Source organism: Rhizobium sp. LjRoot254, assembly GCF_964254105.1.
Taxonomy (GTDB): domain Bacteria; phylum Pseudomonadota; class Alphaproteobacteria; order Rhizobiales; family Rhizobiaceae; genus Rhizobium_E.
Genome location: NZ_CAXUSM020000001.1, coordinates 4,481,293 through 4,498,994, shown reverse-complemented (window position 1 = coordinate 4,498,994; position 17,702 = coordinate 4,481,293). Strand labels below are relative to the sequence as shown.

The 17,702-nt window shown below is 62.6% G+C and carries 18 protein-coding genes; 11 read left to right on the top strand and 7 right to left on the bottom strand.

Annotation, left to right across the window (positions count from 1 at the left end; translation table 11 throughout):
• Window positions 1-280 precede the first annotated feature (280 nt).
• The 3 genes from ACSQ26_RS22225 to ACSQ26_RS22215 all read right to left on the bottom strand — a co-directional run bounded on the left by ACSQ26_RS22225 (window position 281) and on the right by ACSQ26_RS22215 (window position 3,190).
• On the bottom strand, window positions 281-1,060 hold the full coding sequence (locus ACSQ26_RS22225) for a metallophosphoesterase family protein (RefSeq protein WP_436012732.1): 780 nt from the start codon (window positions 1,058-1,060) through the stop codon (window positions 281-283).
• Window positions 1,060-2,451 (bottom strand): O-antigen ligase family protein, encoded by a 1,392-nt coding sequence (locus ACSQ26_RS22220; RefSeq protein WP_436012730.1) that lies wholly within the window; start codon window positions 2,449-2,451, stop codon window positions 1,060-1,062. The genes ACSQ26_RS22225 and ACSQ26_RS22220 overlap by 1 nt, the downstream gene beginning before the upstream one ends.
• A 67-nt stretch (window positions 2,452-2,518) precedes the next feature.
• On the bottom strand, window positions 2,519-3,190 hold the full coding sequence (locus tag ACSQ26_RS22215) for a hypothetical protein (RefSeq protein ID WP_436012728.1): 672 nt from the start codon (window positions 3,188-3,190) through the stop codon (window positions 2,519-2,521).
• A 290-nt stretch (window positions 3,191-3,480) separates the two neighbouring features.
• On the opposite strand from ACSQ26_RS22215, the gene ubiE reads away from it, so the two are divergent.
• From ubiE to ACSQ26_RS22200, 3 genes are read left to right on the top strand one after another with little or no spacing between them, the layout of a single operon-like run.
• A complete protein-coding gene (ubiE, locus tag ACSQ26_RS22210; protein ID WP_436012726.1) occupies window positions 3,481-4,257 on the top strand; it encodes a bifunctional demethylmenaquinone methyltransferase/2-methoxy-6-polyprenyl-1,4-benzoquinol methylase UbiE in 777 nt (258 codons plus the stop codon).
• A gap of 2 nt (window positions 4,258-4,259) precedes the next feature.
• Window positions 4,260-5,840 carry a 2-polyprenylphenol 6-hydroxylase gene (gene ubiB, locus ACSQ26_RS22205; RefSeq protein ID WP_436012724.1) on the top strand — a complete coding sequence of 527 codons (1,581 nt, stop codon included), beginning with the start codon at window positions 4,260-4,262 and terminating at the stop codon, window positions 5,838-5,840.
• A 57-nt stretch (window positions 5,841-5,897) separates the two neighbouring features.
• The gene (locus ACSQ26_RS22200) at window positions 5,898-6,281 is read left to right on the top strand and encodes a DoxX family protein (protein ID WP_436012722.1); all 384 of its coding nucleotides are present in this window, start codon (window positions 5,898-5,900) and stop codon (window positions 6,279-6,281) included.
• 7 nt (window positions 6,282-6,288) lie between these two features.
• On the opposite strand, the gene pcaQ is transcribed toward ACSQ26_RS22200, so the two are convergent.
• Window positions 6,289-7,215 (bottom strand): pca operon transcription factor PcaQ, encoded by a 927-nt coding sequence (gene pcaQ / locus ACSQ26_RS22195; RefSeq protein ID WP_436015418.1) that lies wholly within the window; start codon window positions 7,213-7,215, stop codon window positions 6,289-6,291.
• Window positions 7,216-7,306: 91 nt separating this feature from the next.
• Between pcaQ and pcaD the strand changes: the two genes are divergently transcribed.
• The 8 genes from pcaD to ACSQ26_RS22155 all read left to right on the top strand — a co-directional run bounded on the left by pcaD (window position 7,307) and on the right by ACSQ26_RS22155 (window position 13,996).
• Window positions 7,307-8,092 carry a 3-oxoadipate enol-lactonase gene (gene pcaD, locus ACSQ26_RS22190; RefSeq protein ID WP_436012720.1) on the top strand — a complete coding sequence of 262 codons (786 nt, stop codon included), beginning with the start codon at window positions 7,307-7,309 and terminating at the stop codon, window positions 8,090-8,092.
• 11 nt (window positions 8,093-8,103) lie between these two features.
• Window positions 8,104-8,502 carry a 4-carboxymuconolactone decarboxylase gene (pcaC, locus tag ACSQ26_RS22185; protein ID WP_436012718.1) on the top strand — a complete coding sequence of 133 codons (399 nt, stop codon included), beginning with the start codon at window positions 8,104-8,106 and terminating at the stop codon, window positions 8,500-8,502.
• Complete coding sequence (gene pcaH, locus ACSQ26_RS22180) at window positions 8,499-9,239, top strand: protocatechuate 3,4-dioxygenase subunit beta (protein WP_436012716.1); 741 nt, start codon at window positions 8,499-8,501, stop codon at window positions 9,237-9,239. Before pcaC ends, pcaH begins: the two co-directional genes overlap by 4 nt.
• 1 nt (window position 9,240) lies before the next feature.
• On the top strand, window positions 9,241-9,864 hold the full coding sequence (gene pcaG / locus ACSQ26_RS22175; protein WP_436012714.1) for a protocatechuate 3,4-dioxygenase subunit alpha: 624 nt from the start codon (window positions 9,241-9,243) through the stop codon (window positions 9,862-9,864).
• A gap of 50 nt (window positions 9,865-9,914) precedes the next feature.
• The gene (pcaF, locus tag ACSQ26_RS22170; RefSeq protein WP_436012712.1) at window positions 9,915-11,117 is read left to right on the top strand and encodes a 3-oxoadipyl-CoA thiolase; all 1,203 of its coding nucleotides are present in this window, start codon (window positions 9,915-9,917) and stop codon (window positions 11,115-11,117) included.
• A gap of 28 nt (window positions 11,118-11,145) precedes the next feature.
• Window positions 11,146-12,192 carry a 3-carboxy-cis,cis-muconate cycloisomerase gene (locus tag ACSQ26_RS22165; protein WP_436012710.1) on the top strand — a complete coding sequence of 349 codons (1,047 nt, stop codon included), beginning with the start codon at window positions 11,146-11,148 and terminating at the stop codon, window positions 12,190-12,192.
• Window positions 12,193-12,348: 156 nt separating this feature from the next.
• A complete protein-coding gene (locus ACSQ26_RS22160) occupies window positions 12,349-12,693 on the top strand; it encodes a helix-turn-helix transcriptional regulator (RefSeq protein ID WP_436012708.1) in 345 nt (114 codons plus the stop codon).
• A complete protein-coding gene (locus ACSQ26_RS22155; RefSeq protein ID WP_436015416.1) occupies window positions 12,683-13,996 on the top strand; it encodes a type II toxin-antitoxin system HipA family toxin in 1,314 nt (437 codons plus the stop codon). The genes ACSQ26_RS22160 and ACSQ26_RS22155 overlap by 11 nt, the downstream gene beginning before the upstream one ends.
• Here ACSQ26_RS22155 and ACSQ26_RS22150 read toward each other — a convergent pair.
• Genes ACSQ26_RS22150 through ACSQ26_RS22140 form a run of 3 tightly spaced genes read right to left on the bottom strand, consistent with a single transcriptional unit; the run spans window position 13,993 to window position 17,665 of the window.
• Window positions 13,993-15,072, bottom strand: coding sequence for a DUF1513 domain-containing protein (locus tag ACSQ26_RS22150; protein WP_436012706.1), 1,080 nt, complete (start codon window positions 15,070-15,072; stop codon window positions 13,993-13,995). The genes ACSQ26_RS22155 and ACSQ26_RS22150 overlap by 4 nt on opposite strands.
• A gap of 1 nt (window position 15,073) precedes the next feature.
• Entirely contained in the window at window positions 15,074-16,156 is a 1,083-nt protein-coding gene (locus ACSQ26_RS22145) for an imelysin family protein (RefSeq protein ID WP_436012704.1), read from the bottom strand.
• Window positions 16,157-17,665 (bottom strand): di-heme oxidoredictase family protein, encoded by a 1,509-nt coding sequence (locus ACSQ26_RS22140; protein ID WP_436012702.1) that lies wholly within the window; start codon window positions 17,663-17,665, stop codon window positions 16,157-16,159.
• Window positions 17,666-17,702 lie beyond the last annotated feature (37 nt).

Genomic DNA, 17,702 nt, shown 5'->3' with positions numbered 1-17,702 from the left:
GCGTGTGACCGGCCGGGGCCGCGCTTTCAAGCGGCCCTGACCCCCGGCACGGCGCCGGCCGGCGCGCTGCAGAGCCGCGCCAACCAATAGCCTCACCGCCCATCACCTCACCGTCGGTCTCCGCGTCCCCGGAGACCGGCTATCCTCCCCGGCGGCAACGCCGGGGCTTTTTGGTGTCTGCGGGTGAGGGCGTGCATTGCTCGGTATGGTAGCCGGGAATGCCTATAACCTGCAGTGAGCTTCGCCTGCTGCGGCTGCAATCGTCGCAAATGTAGTGAGGTCAACTTGCCAGAATGACGGAAATATCGCCCGTTCCGGTGATCTTGAGGGCGCCGAGTTTCCCCGTCGCATAGGCGCCGAGATCGATGTTTATCCGCTGTTGCGCCAGATCGGGCTGCTCGATCGGCGTATGTCCATGGATGACACGGTAGCCTGTGCCCGCGTCTGGCCAGATGAAATCCGGCGGCCGCGACCACAAAAGGACTTGCTCTCGCTGGTCGGCGAGCGGGAGAAGAGGATCGACGCCGGCGTGGACGAAGCAGTAGCCGGGCACGGTCAGCATCGAGGGCAGCGCACCGAGAAACTGAAGATGATCCTCAGGGATATGGCTCGCCAGCTGGCGGCCGAGACGGGCAGTATCACGGTCGAGGTCGTAAAGACCGTAGGAAGCCAGGGTTTCGCGTCCGCCGAAGTCGAGCCAGCCATTGTTGTAATTGGCGTTGATGAGGAAATCGAAGGCGATTTCCTCGTGGTTTCCCGCCAGGCAAACGCGTTTGAAGCCGCTGGGGGGTGCCGAGAGCAGATGATCCAGTACCATCGCCGACGATGGTCCCCGATCGATATAGTCGCCGAGACAGACGAGCCACTTTTCCCCGTCGATCCCGTCCGCATCGGCCGCGATCGCGCTTTCGAGCTGGCGGAGCAATTTGTGGCAGCCATGGATGTCGCCGATCGCATAGATCACATCGGGCATGTGGCTTTCATGCAGGCGCGGGCGGATCGGGGCTTTCCGGTCGGACTTCCTGCTTCCAAACAGGCGCGGCAGCAGGTCCCTCAGCATCAGCCTGCCTCCAGTCCCCGCCTGATCGAAACGGACTTGCCGACGGCGCCGGCGAGAAGCGCCACGTAGAACAGCGTCACGCCGTGCATTTCGAGGCTGAAATCGACCGATGAATGGATGGCCACCGCGACTGTCGCACCGATCGCCGCGATGATAAAGGCATCCGCCTTGGTGGACTTCAGATAGGTGCCCGCCAGCATCGCGAAGAAGTAGAGGACCAGGATCATCGGCAGCGTGCCGAAGATGAGGCCGTATTCCGACCACAGCGCCAGGTAGGATGAATGCGCCCGGTCCCAGACCAGGTCGAAATTGACCGGGCTCTGGTGGAAGAGCGGATAGGCATATTCGAACGTGCCGCCGCCGAAGCCGGTCCATGGCCGGGCCATGACCATCCCCCAGACCTGATCGTAGAGCTGCATGCGGACTTCCGTCGATTGCTCGACGGTCTGGAACCGCTCCATCAGCGACGTGCCATAGAGGTAGGCGATGGCGGTGGCGCCTGATATCAGCAGGCCAAGCGCTGCGACGGTGCCGAGCGGGCCGGTCGTACCCTCGGATCGCCTTGCATGAAACAGGCCGACCGCGACCGCCATGCCGGCAAAGGATGCGAACAGCCCCATGCGCGAACTGGTTGCGACGATCGCGATGACGATCACCAGCCAGCCCAGAAGCGGCAGGAGAAGCCCCTCGCGCGCGTTCAGCAGCATGAACAGACCCTGGCCGTTGTCCTTGGGCCGCTGGCGGAAGATGTCATAGAGCCTGACAATGCCGATCACGGAGCCGATGGCCAGGAAGGTCGCGAACGAATTGCGGTTGACGAAGCCGCCTGTCGCGAAGCCGATATAGGCCCATTTCTGCGTGAAGAGGATGGTGTCGCCGAACTGATAGCGCAGCAGCAGGCCATAGATCGCATGCGCCGCGGCGATCCAGAACAGGATTCTGAGAAAGCGGGCGGCGCGAATGGAATTGGCCGCGATCTGCAGCGCGAGATAACCGGTCAGCGCGATGTTGATCCAGCGCGCAAATCCAAGCAGCGTATCCTGCGGCGAGATGCTGATCGTCTCGGGTGGCAGTACGCCCTCCGGAAGATACAATATCGACGCGGGCAGCATCGAAGCCAGCGGCAAAGTCTGCAGGATAATATAGCCGCAGAATACGATGAGAAGCGCCGTGGGAAATTTCAGGTCGGAGACGGTGATCCTGGGATCGATGCCGTTCCAGAGCAGCATCGCGAAATAATAGACCGCCAGCAACGACAGCAGCATTGCATAGAGCGTCCAGGCCATCGGACGATTGCCACCCAGGATGAGCGGCAGCGTGATGAGCAGGAGGGAGAGCGCCCACATGGCGTGGGTGTTGAGCTTGTGGCGCAGGGTGCTCGCGGCATTCATGACAGAGCCTCGCGGTTCACGTTTGCAGGATGCCAGGCCGGCTTGCGAGCTTTGCGACTTGCATCGATCATTGCAACGACTCCTGGGCAGCCTTCTTCACCGACCACAGGAACCGCTGCTGGACATCGTTGGGCAGCGCCGAGACGACGGTGGTGATGCGTTCGCGGAAACCCGCGTCATTGACGTATCGGCTGGCGATCGTCTTGACGCCGCGATAGCTCTCTGCGAGCAGCGCGAGATCCAGTTCATTGGCCTTGCGGGTGGTCTCGTCCAGCCCGGCGTAATTGTCCTCGGCGAGCCGGACCCTGAGTTCGGTGATCCATTGTTCGCGGGGGCCGGTCCTTTGCGAACGCACCAGCGCCGTGTTCATGCCGGCGTGATCGTCCAGCGCCTCAGCCGCCGCGGCGGCAACCAGCCAGGCAAAGGAATTCGTCGGCATGGTCGCGGTGATCGCGTTGGCCTTCTCGAAACACTGAGTGGCGAAGCGGCGGATTTCCGGTGCGGGCCGCACGCGCGCCAGGCGTGAACCCAGCCCGTAATAACAGCTGCTGAGGATCTGCTTCTTGGAATAGGCCGAAAGTCCGAATTCGGCCTGGCCGGACGCGATGCGGTCGTATTCCTCGATGCTTCGCTCGGGCGACCGATCGAAGATCGTGGCCTCCCGGGCCACCGAATAGGCGCCGAAGCAGACTCCGGCAAGAGACAGCGCAAGCGCCGTCAGCGTGGCAAGACGTGTCATGTAAAATCCCGGTCTGTGCGCATGCGCGATTACTACCCGATACTCCGCGCGTTTGTCGTCGCAGGCTTTCGTTAGCGATGTCTGTTTCTTGCCCCTGCGAGGCATTAGCAACATCTTGAAAAAAAGTCGATAACCGCAGGCGCCGGACCGCCTGAATTTCGTCAAGGATAGTTACCGCCGCAGGGGAAACCCATTCCGCAGCCGCGACCATTTTGCCGCGCTGGCATATGGCCTCGCGGCAAACGATCCGCTATGGTCCCGCCGCAATTGGAAGCTGGTGGAGTTTGACGATGACGAGCGCGCGCACGAATGCCGAGGGAGGCATGGAAACGTCCTATGGTTTCCAGCGCGTCGGCGAGGGCGAGAAGCAGGAAAAGGTCAACGAGGTCTTCCACAAGGTCGCCAGGCGCTACGACATCATGAACGACCTGATGTCGGCGGGGCTGCACCGGATCTGGAAGAGTGCGATGATCGCAGCCCTCAATCCGCGCAAGGACGCGAACTACCATCTGCTCGACGTGGCGGGCGGCACCGGTGACATCGCTTTCCGGGCGATCGAGGCATCCAACCGCCTGGCCCGCGCCACCGTGCTCGACATCAACGGTTCGATGCTGGGCGTCGGCGCCGAGCGCGCCGAAAAGAACGGCATGCGGAATAACCTGACCTTCGTCGAGGCCAATGCCGAGGAACTTCCGTTCGAGGCCGGCACATTCGACGCCTATACGATCGCCTTCGGCATCCGTAACGTGCCGCGCATCGACGTGGCACTCACCGAAGCCTATCGCGTGCTGAAGCGCGGTGGCCGGTTGCTGGTGCTCGAGTTCTCCGATGTCGACCTGCCGCTGCTCGACCGCGTCTATGATGCCTGGTCGTTCAATGCGATCCCCAGGATCGGCAAGGTCGTGACCGGCGAAGCAGAACCCTATCAGTATCTGGTCGAATCGATCCGCAAGTTCCCCAACCAGCAGAATTTCGCCGAGATGATCCGGCGCGCAGGATTCTCCCGCGTGACCTTCACCAATTATACCGGCGGCATCGCTGCGCTGCACTCGGGTTGGAAAATCTGACCTTGAGTACGATTGGAGCCTATTTTCGCCTGATGAAGCTCGGCTGGGTGCTGGCGCGCGAGGGCGTCGTGTCCGCGCTGCCTTCGGAAAACCTGCCCCCCGTTGCCCGGTTCGGCCAGTCGCTCGCCGGCATCGTCGCGCGCCGCCGTGCGAAGTCGGCCGCACAGTCCGACAATCTGGCGCGCGCGGTCGAGCGGCTCGGACCGTCCTATGTCAAGATCGGCCAGTTCCTGGCAACGCGCCCCGATGTGGTCGGCAATGCGTTTGCCGCCGATCTCGCGCAGCTGCAGGACCGGATGCAAACCTTTCCCCGGGCACAGGCCATCGCCCAGATCGAGGTCTCGCTCGGCAGGCCGATCGACCAGCTCTACGCCCATTTCGGCGAGCCGATCGCTGCGGCCTCGATTGCCCAGGTGCATCCCGCCGATATCGTCAAGGACGGTGTGACCACAAGGGTTGCGGTCAAGGTGATCCGGCCGGGCGTGCGCGAGCGCTTTGCCAAGGACCTCGAGACCAATTACGTGGTGGCCCGTTTTCAGGAACGATTCTATCCGCCGTCGCGGCGTCTCAGGCCGGTGGAGGTTACCAGGACGCTCGAACAGACCACCAAGGTGGAGATGGACCTCAGGCTCGAGGCGGCAGCGCTTTCCGAGCTCGCGCAGAATTCCAAGGACGATCCCGGCTTCCGCGTGCCGCGCGTCGATTGGGAGCGCACCGGCCGCGACGTCGTCACCATGGAATGGGTCGACGGCATCAAGATGTCGGATGTGGCGGGCCTTCGCGCCGCGGGCTTCGATCTTGACAGGCTCGCCGAAGCGCTGATGCAGTCCTTCCTCAGGCATACGCTGCGCGATGGCTTCTTCCATGCCGACATGCACCAGGGTAACCTGTTCGTCGATCCCGACGGCATCATCGTCGCGGTCGACATGGGCATCGTCGGCCGGCTGGGTAAGAAGGAACGCCGCTTCCTCGCCGAGATTCTCTACGGCTTCATCACCGGCGATTACCGCCGGGTTGCCGATGTCCATTTCGAAGCCGGCTACGTGCCGAGCCATCACGATCATGCCTCGTTCGCCCAGGCGATCCGGGCGATCGGCGAGCCGATCCACGGACAGCCGGCCGATACGATCTCGATGGCGAAACTGCTCACGCTGCTCTTCGAAGTGACCGAACTCTTCGACATGGAAACGCGGCCGGAACTGATCATGCTGCAGAAGACGATGGTCGTAGTCGAGGGCGTCTCGCGCTCGCTCAATCCGCGCTTCAACATGTGGAAGGCATCCGAGCCCGTCGTCGGCAAGTGGATCCGCGACAATCTCGGGCCGAAGCGTCTGGCCGTGGACCTCAGGGATGGGCTGAAGGCCGCGCTCAGGCTGGCGGAAGCAGCACCCCTGATCGCCGAGAAGGCCGAGAAGCTGGCGCAGAACATCACCGATATGAGCGAGAATGGGTTGCGGTTCGACGCGGCGACGGCTGAGGCGATCGGCAAATCAGAGGCGCGGCATTCCAGATCTGGACGCATTGCCCTCTGGATCATTGCCGCCGCTCTGGTTTATATCGCCTGGAAACTATCCCACCTCTGATCGGCGGGGCGCCCTGTCCGGATCAAAATTGACGACGCATTCCGAGGGGAAACGAACATGTCCAGCATCGCCATGCTTATCGGCCGCATCCTGCTGTCGGTGATCTTCATCCAGGCCGCGATATCGAAGCTCATGGATATCTCCGGCACGATCGCCTATTTCCAGGGGCTCGGCCTGCTGCTGCCTTCGGTGACGATCTGGCCGGTTATCCTTGTCGAACTCGTGGGCGGGCTGATGATCCTGACGGGCCTTTACACCCGCATCGCGGCGACGGTCCTGGCGCTCTTCTGCATCGCGACCGCTTTCATCGGACATTCGGACTGGTCCAATATTGTCGAATTCCAGGCATTCATGAAGGACATCGCGATCGCCGGCGGACTGTTCTATGTCGCAGCCGCCGGCGCCGGTATCATCTCGCTCGATACACGGCGCGGGGTCTGAGTATCGACTATATTCCTCGGCCGGATTGCTTCACGCGGTCGCGGATCGTGGTCATCATGATCGACAGCGACAGGTTGGGCGCTTCATTGGCGCGTGTGGTCAGGCCCACGGCGCCGCGCGTCTCGGACATATCGACCTCCAGCCTCGCCATCCGCCCGGCCTCGATCTCCGAAGCGACGACGCCGCCCGAGATGAGCCAGATCGCATCGTAGCGCTGGACATAGGCCCGGCCGAAACTGTCGGACACCGTTTCGACGACATTGGTGAGTTCGGCGATGCCGTTCGTGACCAGGAAGCGATCGACGAAGGGCCGGATCACCGAACCCGCAGTCGGCATCAGCACCGTGTAGTTTCCGATCTCGCTGAGCGAGAAGTTCCTCCTCGAGAGCAGCGGATGACTGCTGCGGACCGCGAAAATCACCTCCTCCGTATAGAGCGGCTCGAAATGCAGCCCGGTCATCCGCTCCGGCGCGGACAGCCGCCCGACCACCAGATCGAGGTCACCGACCCTCAGCGCATCGAGCAGCCAGCGGTTCTCGCCGGTGACGATCGTAGCCATGCTGCCGGTTCTTGCCTTCAGGAATTCCGCCACCGCCTCCGGCATGAGGCTGACGGACGCGGTCGGCAGGGCGCCGATCCGCAACGGCGGGCCTAGCGAATGCTTTGCTTGCACGATCGAATCCACGCCGCGCTGCACAGCGGCGATGCTTTCACCCGCATGCTTGAGAAACACTTCGCCGAAATGACTGATCCTGATGCCGCGCCCTTCCTTTTCGAAGAGATCGACGCCAAGATAGTCCTCGAGCTCGCGGATGGTTCGGGTCACGGCCGGCTGGGTGACGGAAAGCACATCAGCGGCCTTGCCCACGCTCTTCTGGCGGGCCACTTCGATGAATGTCTGAAGATGGCGGAACTTGATTCTGCTATCCATGATTCATTCCAGGATTGTTATGGTTTGGGTTGAAAATATCATTATACCAAACAATATTCACTGAGTAATTCTGTTCCACATAAGGGAGGCTAGGATGGCATTCGCCAACATCAACGGCACGGTACTGCACCACGAATATCTGACCGAGGACGAGAACGCGCCGGTCCTCATCCTGATCAATTCGCTCGGCACCGATTTCCGCATCTGGCTGCCCCTGCTTGATGAGTTGAATTCGGAATGGTCGATCCTGCTGTACGACAAGCGCGGCCATGGCTTGTCCGAAGTCGGCAAGCTTCCCTATTCGATCGACGACCATGCCGACGACCTGATCGGGCTGTGCCGCCATCTCGGCATCAGAAAAGCGACCATCTATGGCCTTTCGGTCGGTGGGCTGATCGCGCAGAGCGTCTATCTCAAGAAGCCGGAACTGGTGAAGAAGATCGTCCTCTCCAACACATCCCACAAGATCGGAACGGCGGAGATGTGGGCGGACCGCATCGCTGCTGTCGAGGAACATGGCATCGAATCACTCGCCGATAGCGTGATGGAACGCTGGTTCACCAAGGATTTTCATCAGCGCCGCAGAACCGACCTCACCGGCTATCGCAACATGCTGGTCCGGCAGGATCGCGCCGGCTATGCCGCGACCTGCGGCGCGATCCGCGACGCCGATTTCACGGCCTCGGTTTCACAGATCAAGGTGCCCGTGCTCTGTATCGTCGGCGACCAGGACGGCTCGACGCCGCCCGATCTGGTGCGCGCGACGGCTGATATGATCCCCAACGCCCGCTTCGAGATTATCGAGGGCTGCGGCCATATTCCCTGCGTCGAGCAACCTGCGGCGCTCGCCGACATACTGGACGATTTCATCAACGCCTGAGAGTGACCGCCATGCCAGCCAGCACCGCTTCCGATCGCTATATCCAGGGCATGGCCACGCGCCGCGCGGTGTTGGGCGATCGTCATGTCGACAAGGCCGAGCAGACCAAGACAGCTTTCGACGAGCCGTTTCAGGAACTGATCACTGAGGCCGCCTGGGGTCATGTCTGGTCGCGGCCGGATTTTACTTTGCGCGAGCGCTCGATCGTGACGATCGCGCTACTGGCGGCACTCGGCCAGGACGAGGAGGTGGCGATGCATGTGCGCGCAACGGCGAATACCGGTGCGACGCCGGAGGATCTTCGCGAAGTCATGCTGCATGTGGCAATCTATGCCGGCGTGCCGGTCGCCAACCACGCGATCAAGATCATCAAGACGACGCTGGCAGACATGAAGGAGCAATCCACTTGAAGAACACACCGCCCGAAACCGGCGCCTTCTTCGCCCGCGACCGCGAATGGCATCCGCCGGCCTTCACGCCGATCTACAAGACCTCGGTGGCGCGCTCGCCGCAGCGGGCGCTGCTATCATTCGACAGCACCAAGACCGAGATCACCGGCCCGGCCTTCGGCCACAACATGCTCGGGCAACTCGATAACGACCTGATCCTGAACTATGCCAAGCCCGGCGAGATGGCAATCGGCCAGCGCATCCTTGTCCATGGACGGGTGATGGACGAGCGCGGCCGTGGCGTCGGTGGTACGCTGGTCGAATTCTGGCAGGCCAATGCCGGCGGACGCTATCGCCACAAGAAAGAACTTTATACAGCGCCGCTGGACCCCAATTTCGGCGGCGTCGGCCGGACGATCACCGACGGCGATGGCTACTACTGGCTGAAGACCATCAAGCCGGGTCCCTATCCCTGGCCGAACGGCCCCAACGACTGGCGGCCGGCCCATATCCATTTCTCTGTATTCGGCCATGGCTTTGCCCAGCGGCTGATCACGCAGATGTATTTCGAGGGCGATCCGCTGATCTGGCGCTGTCCGATCGTCCGCACGATTCCCGACAAGGCGGCGGTCGAGCAGCTCATCGCGCCGCTCGACATGAATGCGACGATCCCGATGGACATGCGCGCCTACAAGTTCGACATCGTGCTTCGCGGCCGCCGCTCGACGCTGTTCGAGAACAAGCTGGAGGGCAACTGACATGGTTCAGAGCCTGAATTATCTCAAGGAAACGCCCTCCCAGACCGCCGGTCCCTATGTGCATATCGGCTGCACGCCGAACTTCTGCGATATCCAGGGCGTTTTTCCAACCGATCTCGGCTGCGGCTCGCTGGTCAACGAAAAGACGCGCGGCGAACGCATCACCATCCGTGGCCGGGTCATCGATGGTACCGGGACACCCTTGCGCGATGCGATGGTGGAGATCTGGCAGGCGGACAGCGAAGGGCTCTACAACAGCCCGGCGGAAACGCGCGGACAAGCCGATCCCGACTTCATCGGCTGGGGGCGCTGCCCGTCCGACATGACGACGGGCGAATTCGTTTTCCACACGATCAAGCCCGGCAGGGCGCCATTCCGTGAGAACGATCCGCGCCCGATGGCGCCGCATGTCCTGTTCTGGATCGTCGCGCGCGGCATCAATATCGGCCTGCAGACGCGGATGTACTTCTCCGACGAGGAGGCCGCCAATGCCGAGGACCCGATGCTCACGCGCATCGAGCACCGCGTGCGTGTGCCGACCCTGATCGGCCGGCGCGAGGGTGACGTTGTGACCTTCGACATCCATTTGCAGGGTGACAAGGAAACCATCTTCTTCGATATGTGAGCGCCGAGCGCTTTAGAAAATGCCGCCCGCTGGGCGAGGAAAGGTTTGATATGTCCGACGCTTTTATCTGCGCCTATATCCGCACACCCATCGGCCGCTTCGGCGGCTCCCTGTCTGCCGTTCGCGCCGATGACCTGGGCGCGATTCCGCTCAAGTCTCTCATGGCAGCCAACTCCTCGATGGACTTCGAGGCCGTGGATGAAGTGATCTTCGGCTGCGCCAACCAGGCCGGCGAGGATAACCGCAATGTCGCGCGCATGTCGCTGCTGCTGGCTGGCGTGCCGGTCAATGTGCCGGGCACGACGATGAATCGCCTCTGCGGCTCGGGTATGGATGCCGTGATCACCGCAGCCCGTGCGATCAAGGCGGGCGAGGCGGAACTGATCATCGCCGGCGGCGTCGAAAGCATGAGCCGCGCGCCCTTCGTCATGCCCAAGGCCGACACGGCCTTTTCGCGCAATGCCGAGATTTACGACACGACCATCGGCTGGCGCTTCATCAACCCTTTGATGAAGAAACAGTACGGCGTCGATTCGATGCCGGAGACGGGCGAAAACGTCGCCGACGAATACAAGGTCTCCCGCGAGGACCAGGATGCCTTCGCCGTCCGCTCGCAGGCCAAGGCTGCCGCCGCGCAGGCCAATGGCCGGCTGGCGAAGGAGATCACGCCGGTCACCATTCCGAGCCGCAAGGGCGATCCTGTTGTGGTCGAAAAGGACGAGCATCCGCGTGCCACCAACATGGAAGCGCTCGCCAAGCTGAGGCCGATCGTCCGCGCTGACGGCACCGTCACCGCAGGCAACGCCTCGGGCGTTAACGATGGTGCGGCGGCGCTGATCGTCGCTTCGGAAGCCGCCGCAAAAAAGCATGGCCTGACCCCGATCGCCCGGATCCTCGGCGGCGCAACCGCCGGCGTACCACCGCGCATCATGGGTATCGGCCCGGCACCCGCCACCCAGAAACTGCTCGTCCGGTTGGGCCTGAAGCAGGAGCAACTCGATGTCTTCGAACTCAACGAAGCCTTCGCCAGCCAGGGCCTCGCAACGCTGCGTCTGCTCGGCATTGCCGACGACGATCCCCGCGTCAATCGCAACGGCGGCGCCATCGCACTCGGGCATCCGCTCGGCATGTCCGGCGCGCGTATTGCGGGCACGGCCGCGCTGGAACTCACTGAGACGGGCGGACGTTACGCCGTTGCGACCATGTGCATCGGTGTCGGGCAGGGCATTGCGGTCGCGCTCGAACGCGTGTGATACTGGGGTCCACGAAATGGCGGGGCCGATGACTGGATTTCTTGATTTGCTGCTCAAGGACGAGGCGCTGGAAGCGCTGATCGGGACTGATGCCGATATCACGGCGATGATCAGCGTCGAACTGGCGCTGGCCAGGGCGACCTGCGCATGCGGCTTGATCGGCGAAGACGCAGCGAAAGCCATCGCGACTGCCGGCCATGGCTTCAGGCCCGACCTTGCGAAGCTCAGCGAAGCGGCGCTGAAGGACGGTGTCGTCGTCCCCGAACTCGTCAGGCAGCTGAGGGCCAGTATCGGCGCGCCGCATGATGTATCGGTTCATTTCGGCGCGACCAGCCAGGACATCATCGATACCGCGCTGGCCGTGAAGCTCATCGCCGTCTTCGAACTCTTCGATGCCAGGCTCAAGGCATTGCTGAAATCGCTCGATCATATCGCGGCGACATCAGGCGACAACCCCCTGACGGGCCGAACGCGCATGCAGGCGGCAATTCCGATCAGGGTCTCTGACCGCCTCGCCGTATGGCATGGTCTGGTCGAGCGTGCACATATCGCGCTTGGCGAGGTCCGCTCGCACAATCTCATCGTCTCGCTTGCCGGGCCCGCCGGAACATCCGAGAAATTTGGCGACAGGATAGGTGACGTCCGTCATGCCATGGCGGCACTGCTCCATCTCGGCGTGCCGGATTACGTGCCGCATGCCGCCCGCGACCGGATCGCGGCGCTCGGCAACTGGCTGAGCCAGGTCACCGGCGCGCTCGGGAAGATCGGCCAGGACATCGCACTGATGGCGCAGAACGAAATCGCCGAGATTGCACTCTCCGGCGCCGGCGGCTCATCCGCCATGGCCCACAAGCAGAACCCGGTGCGGGCCGAGGTGCTGGTCACGCTCGCCCGCTACAATGCCGTCCAGGTCTCCGGCCTGCATCAGTCGCTGGTGCACGAGCAGGAGCGCTCGGGCAGCGCATGGACGCTCGAATGGATGATCCTGCCGGGGATGCTGAACGCAACGGGCACGGCGCTGATCCATGCAGAGGCATTGCTGGGATCGGTGAGTCGGATGGGTTCGGCTGGCTGAGAGTCAGTGTCTTCGCTTCATTTTGTTCGACACATAGCGCACATTGCGCCAATACGTATCACGCATCGAACAAGCCTTGCCGTCCGTGCTCCATTCATGCTATTCGTGATCGACCCATCATGCATATCGATATGATGTGAGCTATGGATAGAGCAAATGCCGGCAACAAGAAAGACCAGCTACGCCCGCTATACGCTTGCAGCGGCCAAGCTGCTCGGAGAGTTGATCCAGCTTGAGCGCAAATCCCGGCGGATGACGGCGCAGGAACTGGCCGAGCGGCTTGGCGTCGCGCGCGGGACCGTGCTCAGACTGGAGCTTGGCGATCCCAAGGTCGAGCTCGGCATCGCCTTCGAGGCCTGCACCATCCTCGGCATCCATTTGTTCGAACAGCAGGATCTAGGCGGGCTTGCATCGCGCGCGGATGACGTCGGCAAGCAATTGGCACTTCTGCCCAAATACGCCCGGCCAACAAAGCAGGCGACAGTCGATGATGACTTCTAGAGCAGGCCAGCCACCGGAGGCCTATGTCTGGACGTGGCTTCCCAATACGACGCAACCGGTCGTCGCAGGCAGGCTCGTGCCGATCGAGGAGGAAATCTGCTTCATCTATGGCCGCTCGTATCGGGAAAACCCCGAGGCGATACCGCTCTATCTGCCCGAACTGCCGCTCGGATCGGACCTGATCCGCCCAATGCACGGGCTCGCCATGCCGAGCGCGATCCGCGATGCTTCACCCGATGCATGGGGACGCCGCGTCATCCTCAACCGCGCATCCGGGCAGAAGGGCGACGCTCTCGATGAGCTTGAGCTGGACGAACTCACCTTTCTCCTGGAATCCGGATCGGATCGCGTCGGCGCACTCGATTTCCAGACCTCGGCCACACATTACGTGGCCCGTGGCGGCGCGCATGCTTCGCTCGGCGAACTCCTGGCGTCGGCCGAACGGGTGGAGCGCAATCTGCCGCTGAGCGTGGAACTTGACCAAGCCCTTCATCACGGCAGTTCCATCGGCGGAGCGAGACCCAAGGCGCTCATCGATGATGGGCCGCGAAAGTACATCGCGAAATTCTCGAGCAACAGCGATATCTACAGCGTCGTGAAAGGCGAATATATCGCGATGCGTCTGGCGGCACTCGCTGGGCTGAACGTACCATCGGTGCGGTTGGTGCAGGCATCTGGCAAGGACGTCCTGCTTGTCGAGCGTTTCGACCGCGTCAACGTTGCCGGCACATGGCGGCGCAGGGCGATGGTGTCGGGCCTGACCATGCTCGAACTGGACGAGATGCAGGCGCGCTATGCGAGCTACCAGGACCTGGCCGAAATCGTGCGGATACGCTTCACACGGGTTTCCGAAACGCTGCGCGAGCTCTTTGCCCGAATCAGCTTCAACATCCTCGTCGGCAATCTCGATGATCATGCGCGAAATCATGCGGCTTTTTGGGATGGCTTGTCCTTATCGCTGACCCCGGCTTACGATGTCTGCCCGCAGCCGCGCTCCGGGCAGGAAGCGAGCCAGGCCATGCTGATTTCCGGTCAGAACCGGGCGAGCCAGATCGCCAGCTGTCTTGCCGCGGCGCCGCATTTCCATGTCGATAGTCATCAGGCGATCGAGATCGTCGCGGGCCAGATCCGCGTGATCGGCGAGAACTGGCGCCCCCTATGCGCCGAGGCTGATCTCGGCGAGGTCGACCGCGCCCTGTTCTGGGGGCGGCAATTTCTCAACCCTTATGCCTTCTATAATCTCGAAGGTGCCGCTGCGGCATTGTCTGACCAGGCGACCGTGTATCGTGCAGAGAATGCCTAACCCAGCCGCGTGATGTGATTGTCCCAGGCAAGCTCTGACTTCGCCGCGCCGAATTCGCCATTCTCGGTCGAGCGCACGAAGAGCTTTTCCTCCCGCGCCAGGCCGCAGACACCGACGATTCGTTCCTCATAGACCAGCTTGCCGGTCTCTGTTTCGAAAGCCGCCCATTGCCCGCCTTGCGGCGATGAGATTGCCACCAGCCCGGCATCGCGGTTGACGGTGACCGAGCCCACATAGTTGTCGAACCCCTTGAGCACCGGCTCGGTTATATCGATGAAGCGCACGTCCTCACCACGGCGGAAGCTTCCGAGCAGTTGCGGGTGGCGGTTACGCGCGCCTTCGAACTGGCAGCCGAACCAGACCCGGCCCTTGGCGTCCATGTCCATATGGCGTGTCGAAAGCTGGCGGATATCGTCGGGCATATCGTGCTTTTCGACCAGCCGCCCATCGGCAAGATCGACGATGACCAGCGACGGCTCCATATGGTCGATATTGAGCTTGGCGCGGCCGGTATCGGGGTGCTGCTTGATGCCACCATTGGCGATCGCCAGATAGCGCCCGCCCTCCATCAGCTGGATATCATGCGTATCCATCCCATGCGCCGGGAATTCACCGATCTTCCGGTAGCCCGAGCGCACATCGTAGAGCCCGATCATGCCGGCATAGTTATCGAAGTCGTTCTCCGAGACATAGAGCAACTTGCCGTCGGTCGAGAACACGCCATGGCCGAAGAAATGCCGGTCTTCGGCTGCTTCGATCAGCTTCACCGGCTTGCCCGTCTGTGTGTCGAACACCAGCGCGAATGTGCCCGGGCGCCGCGCGAAGGCCACGGCGCGGGGTGAGGTGGCATCGAAGCACACGTCATGGCCGCGATCGGGCAGTGCGATGCGGTTGATTTCCTGGCCCTGTTCGGTCAGCAGCGCCACGCCATAGCGCTCGTCCTTGCCCATGAAGGCAGCGGCGAACACCGCGTCCGTTTTCGCCAACGCATCGGCCTGTCGCGGCAGCAGCGAGGCGGCAAAGCCGGCGCCTGCCGCCTTCAGGAACCCGCGCTTGCTGAGCAAGGGCGCGATCATCTCAGTCGCCATCCGCAAACGAGAAGCCGGCCCCGAGACCCACCGCGCCGCCGACATCGCTGTCGATGCGCGTCATCGCATCCTTGAGATTGAATTCGATGAAGTCGAGCTTGTCGAGATATTTGCCGTCCTTGAGGCGCTCTGCCGTCGGCTGGTCGAGCCTCTTCAGGGCTGCGAGCGCCGCGTTGAAATCGAAACCTACCGACTCGGACAGCGAATGCAGGTCGGAATCGAGCAGTAGCGCCATGTCGGTCACTTTCCAGAAGCCGGCGAGGCCGTCCACATTGGCCGCCAGCGCCGTCATCGTCAGGCCGGATCGCCAATAGACCGCCAGCTTCGGCGACACCTTGGCGTCACGGCCCTTGTAGAAATGCTTGATGCGCTGGTCACGCACCATCTCCAGCCCATGTACTGCAACGCCGATCAGCGCCGAGACGGCCTCCTTGCCGTCGCGATAGATGGGATTGTCGGCGGATGGGTTCTTCCAGTCCTTCGCGATCCCATCCGACGCATCCCAGGCCGCCTGGAGTTCACCAGCAATAGACTCGACATTGCCCGCAATCGCCAGCCCGTAGCGGCACCGGAAGGAATCCTTCTCGGAAACGATCGCTTCCGGATAGGTGCCGTAGAACAGGAACTCGAAGGCGCCGAGACCCTGGATCGCAACGCTGCGGTCCTTCAGCTTCGTGGCATCGGTCACGGTATCGTCCGGATTGGCGAGCAGCGCCTGCACCTGCTTCAGCCCGGTCGACTTGCGGTCGGGATAGAACAGGATGCGCTCGAGCCGGTTCTGCTGCATCACCGGCCCTTCGCGCAGGAACTCGATATGGCCCCAGCTCGCGACCGTCTCGGCAAAACGGGCCTGCACGGCCATCAGGCCGTCATCGGTCGGTGCGGCGCAGAACTTGCTGGTCTCGGAGACGAGCGCGGCCGCCCTCTGATGGAAATCCTTGTAGGCGGGCCTGATGTAACCATCGACCGCATTTGCCATGACCTGCCTCGCCTTGGCGTCATCGAGAGCGGAGGCCGGCTGCGCGAAAAGGGAGAGCGAGAGCAACGCTGCAAGCCAGACGAATGATTTCATCTAAAGCGACTCCAGAAAGGCGATCAGCTTTTCGCGGTCGGCCCGCGAGAGTTTCGCATAATTGTCCCGGGCCTTCACCGCTTCGCCGCCATGCCAGAGAATGGCTTCCTCAAGCGTGCGCGCCCGGCCATCGTGCAGAAAGAAACCCTTGCCCGTCACGGTGCCCGTCAGCCCAATACCCCAGAGCGGCGCCGTGCGCCACTCCCTTCCTGTCGCACCCCCGACGATCTGCCCGTCGGCGAGGCCGTCGCCCAGGTCGTGCAGCATGAGGTCCGAATAGGGCCAGATCAGCTGGAAGCGGAATTCCTTGAATGCCGCATCCTTCGCCGTGACGAATTTCGGCGTGTGGCAGGAAATGCAGCCCGAGGCATAGAACAGTTCCTTGCCCTTGAGCACGTCGGGGGAACCGGATTTCCGCCGCGCCGGCACCGCGAGATGCCGCGAATAATGCGTGACGAGTTCGAGGATCGGATCGGGCGCCTCGCTCTTGCCGAGACGTTCCTGCTCTCCGGTCGCCAGCGCCAGACAGTCCACCTGAGCGCTGGTGCAATCGCCATGCGGCCGGTCGACCGCCGATGTCGAGATGCCGATATCGCCGGCAAAGGCATGCGCCACCTGGTCGCCGATCACGGCCGTCTCCGCCTTCCAGCCGAAACGGCCGATGCGCGTCTTCCCGTCGAGGCCGCCAACGATGTTGAGCCTACCGGATATGCCATCCTTGTCGGCATCATCGGGGTCGGCGTGAGCGCGAAGCTGCTCTTCGGGAATGGCCTCGATCAGCCCCAGCCCGATCATCTGCGGCGCGATGCGGGGCGAGAGCGTCGTGGTCTTGTCGAGTGGGCCATAACGCAGATCGGTCGCGGCATAGTCCGGCTTGCGAAGCGTCACGACGCTGCCATCGGGAAAGGTGAAGGGGAGGTCGGAATGGGTGACCTTCATCTGTCCCTCGGCCTTGATGCCTGCAATAGCCTTGTCTTGTAATTGCGTGCCGTAGACCGGATCGGCAAAGTTCGGCGCCATCGCCTCGGCAAGAAACGCCCGCTCTTCATCCGTCGTGGCCGGCCGCGCCAGCCGCAGGAACATCGTACCGGGATTCTTGCCGTCCGGCGGCGTGCCGCGGCCGTCTTCCTTGTGACACTGCTCGCAGGAACGCGCATTGTAGAACGGCCCGAGTCCATCCGACGCCTGGGTTGAGGATGGTGCGGCCACCCACAGCTTGCGGAACAGCGCGTTGCCGAGGCGGAAATCCATCCGCCTCGCCTCGGGAAGGTTGGTGGAGAAATGCGAGAAGGCGAGACGGTCGGGTTCTTCGATCGACGTCGCGGCACCCGCCTGCAGTGCCTCGAACTTCTCGGCCTGCGAGAAATCCGTCGTCGGCTTCAGCACCGCCTCGGCCCGCGCCGCCTCAGCAGCGGTCAATTCGCTGCTGCCTGTCGCCAGGGCGAAAGCGCCATAGAGCGCCGGCGCCAATGCCAGCGCCGGCAGGGCCATCAGCCATTGTCTCGTCATTGCCGTTCAGGAGGGCGGGTCATGCCCGCCTCCTGCC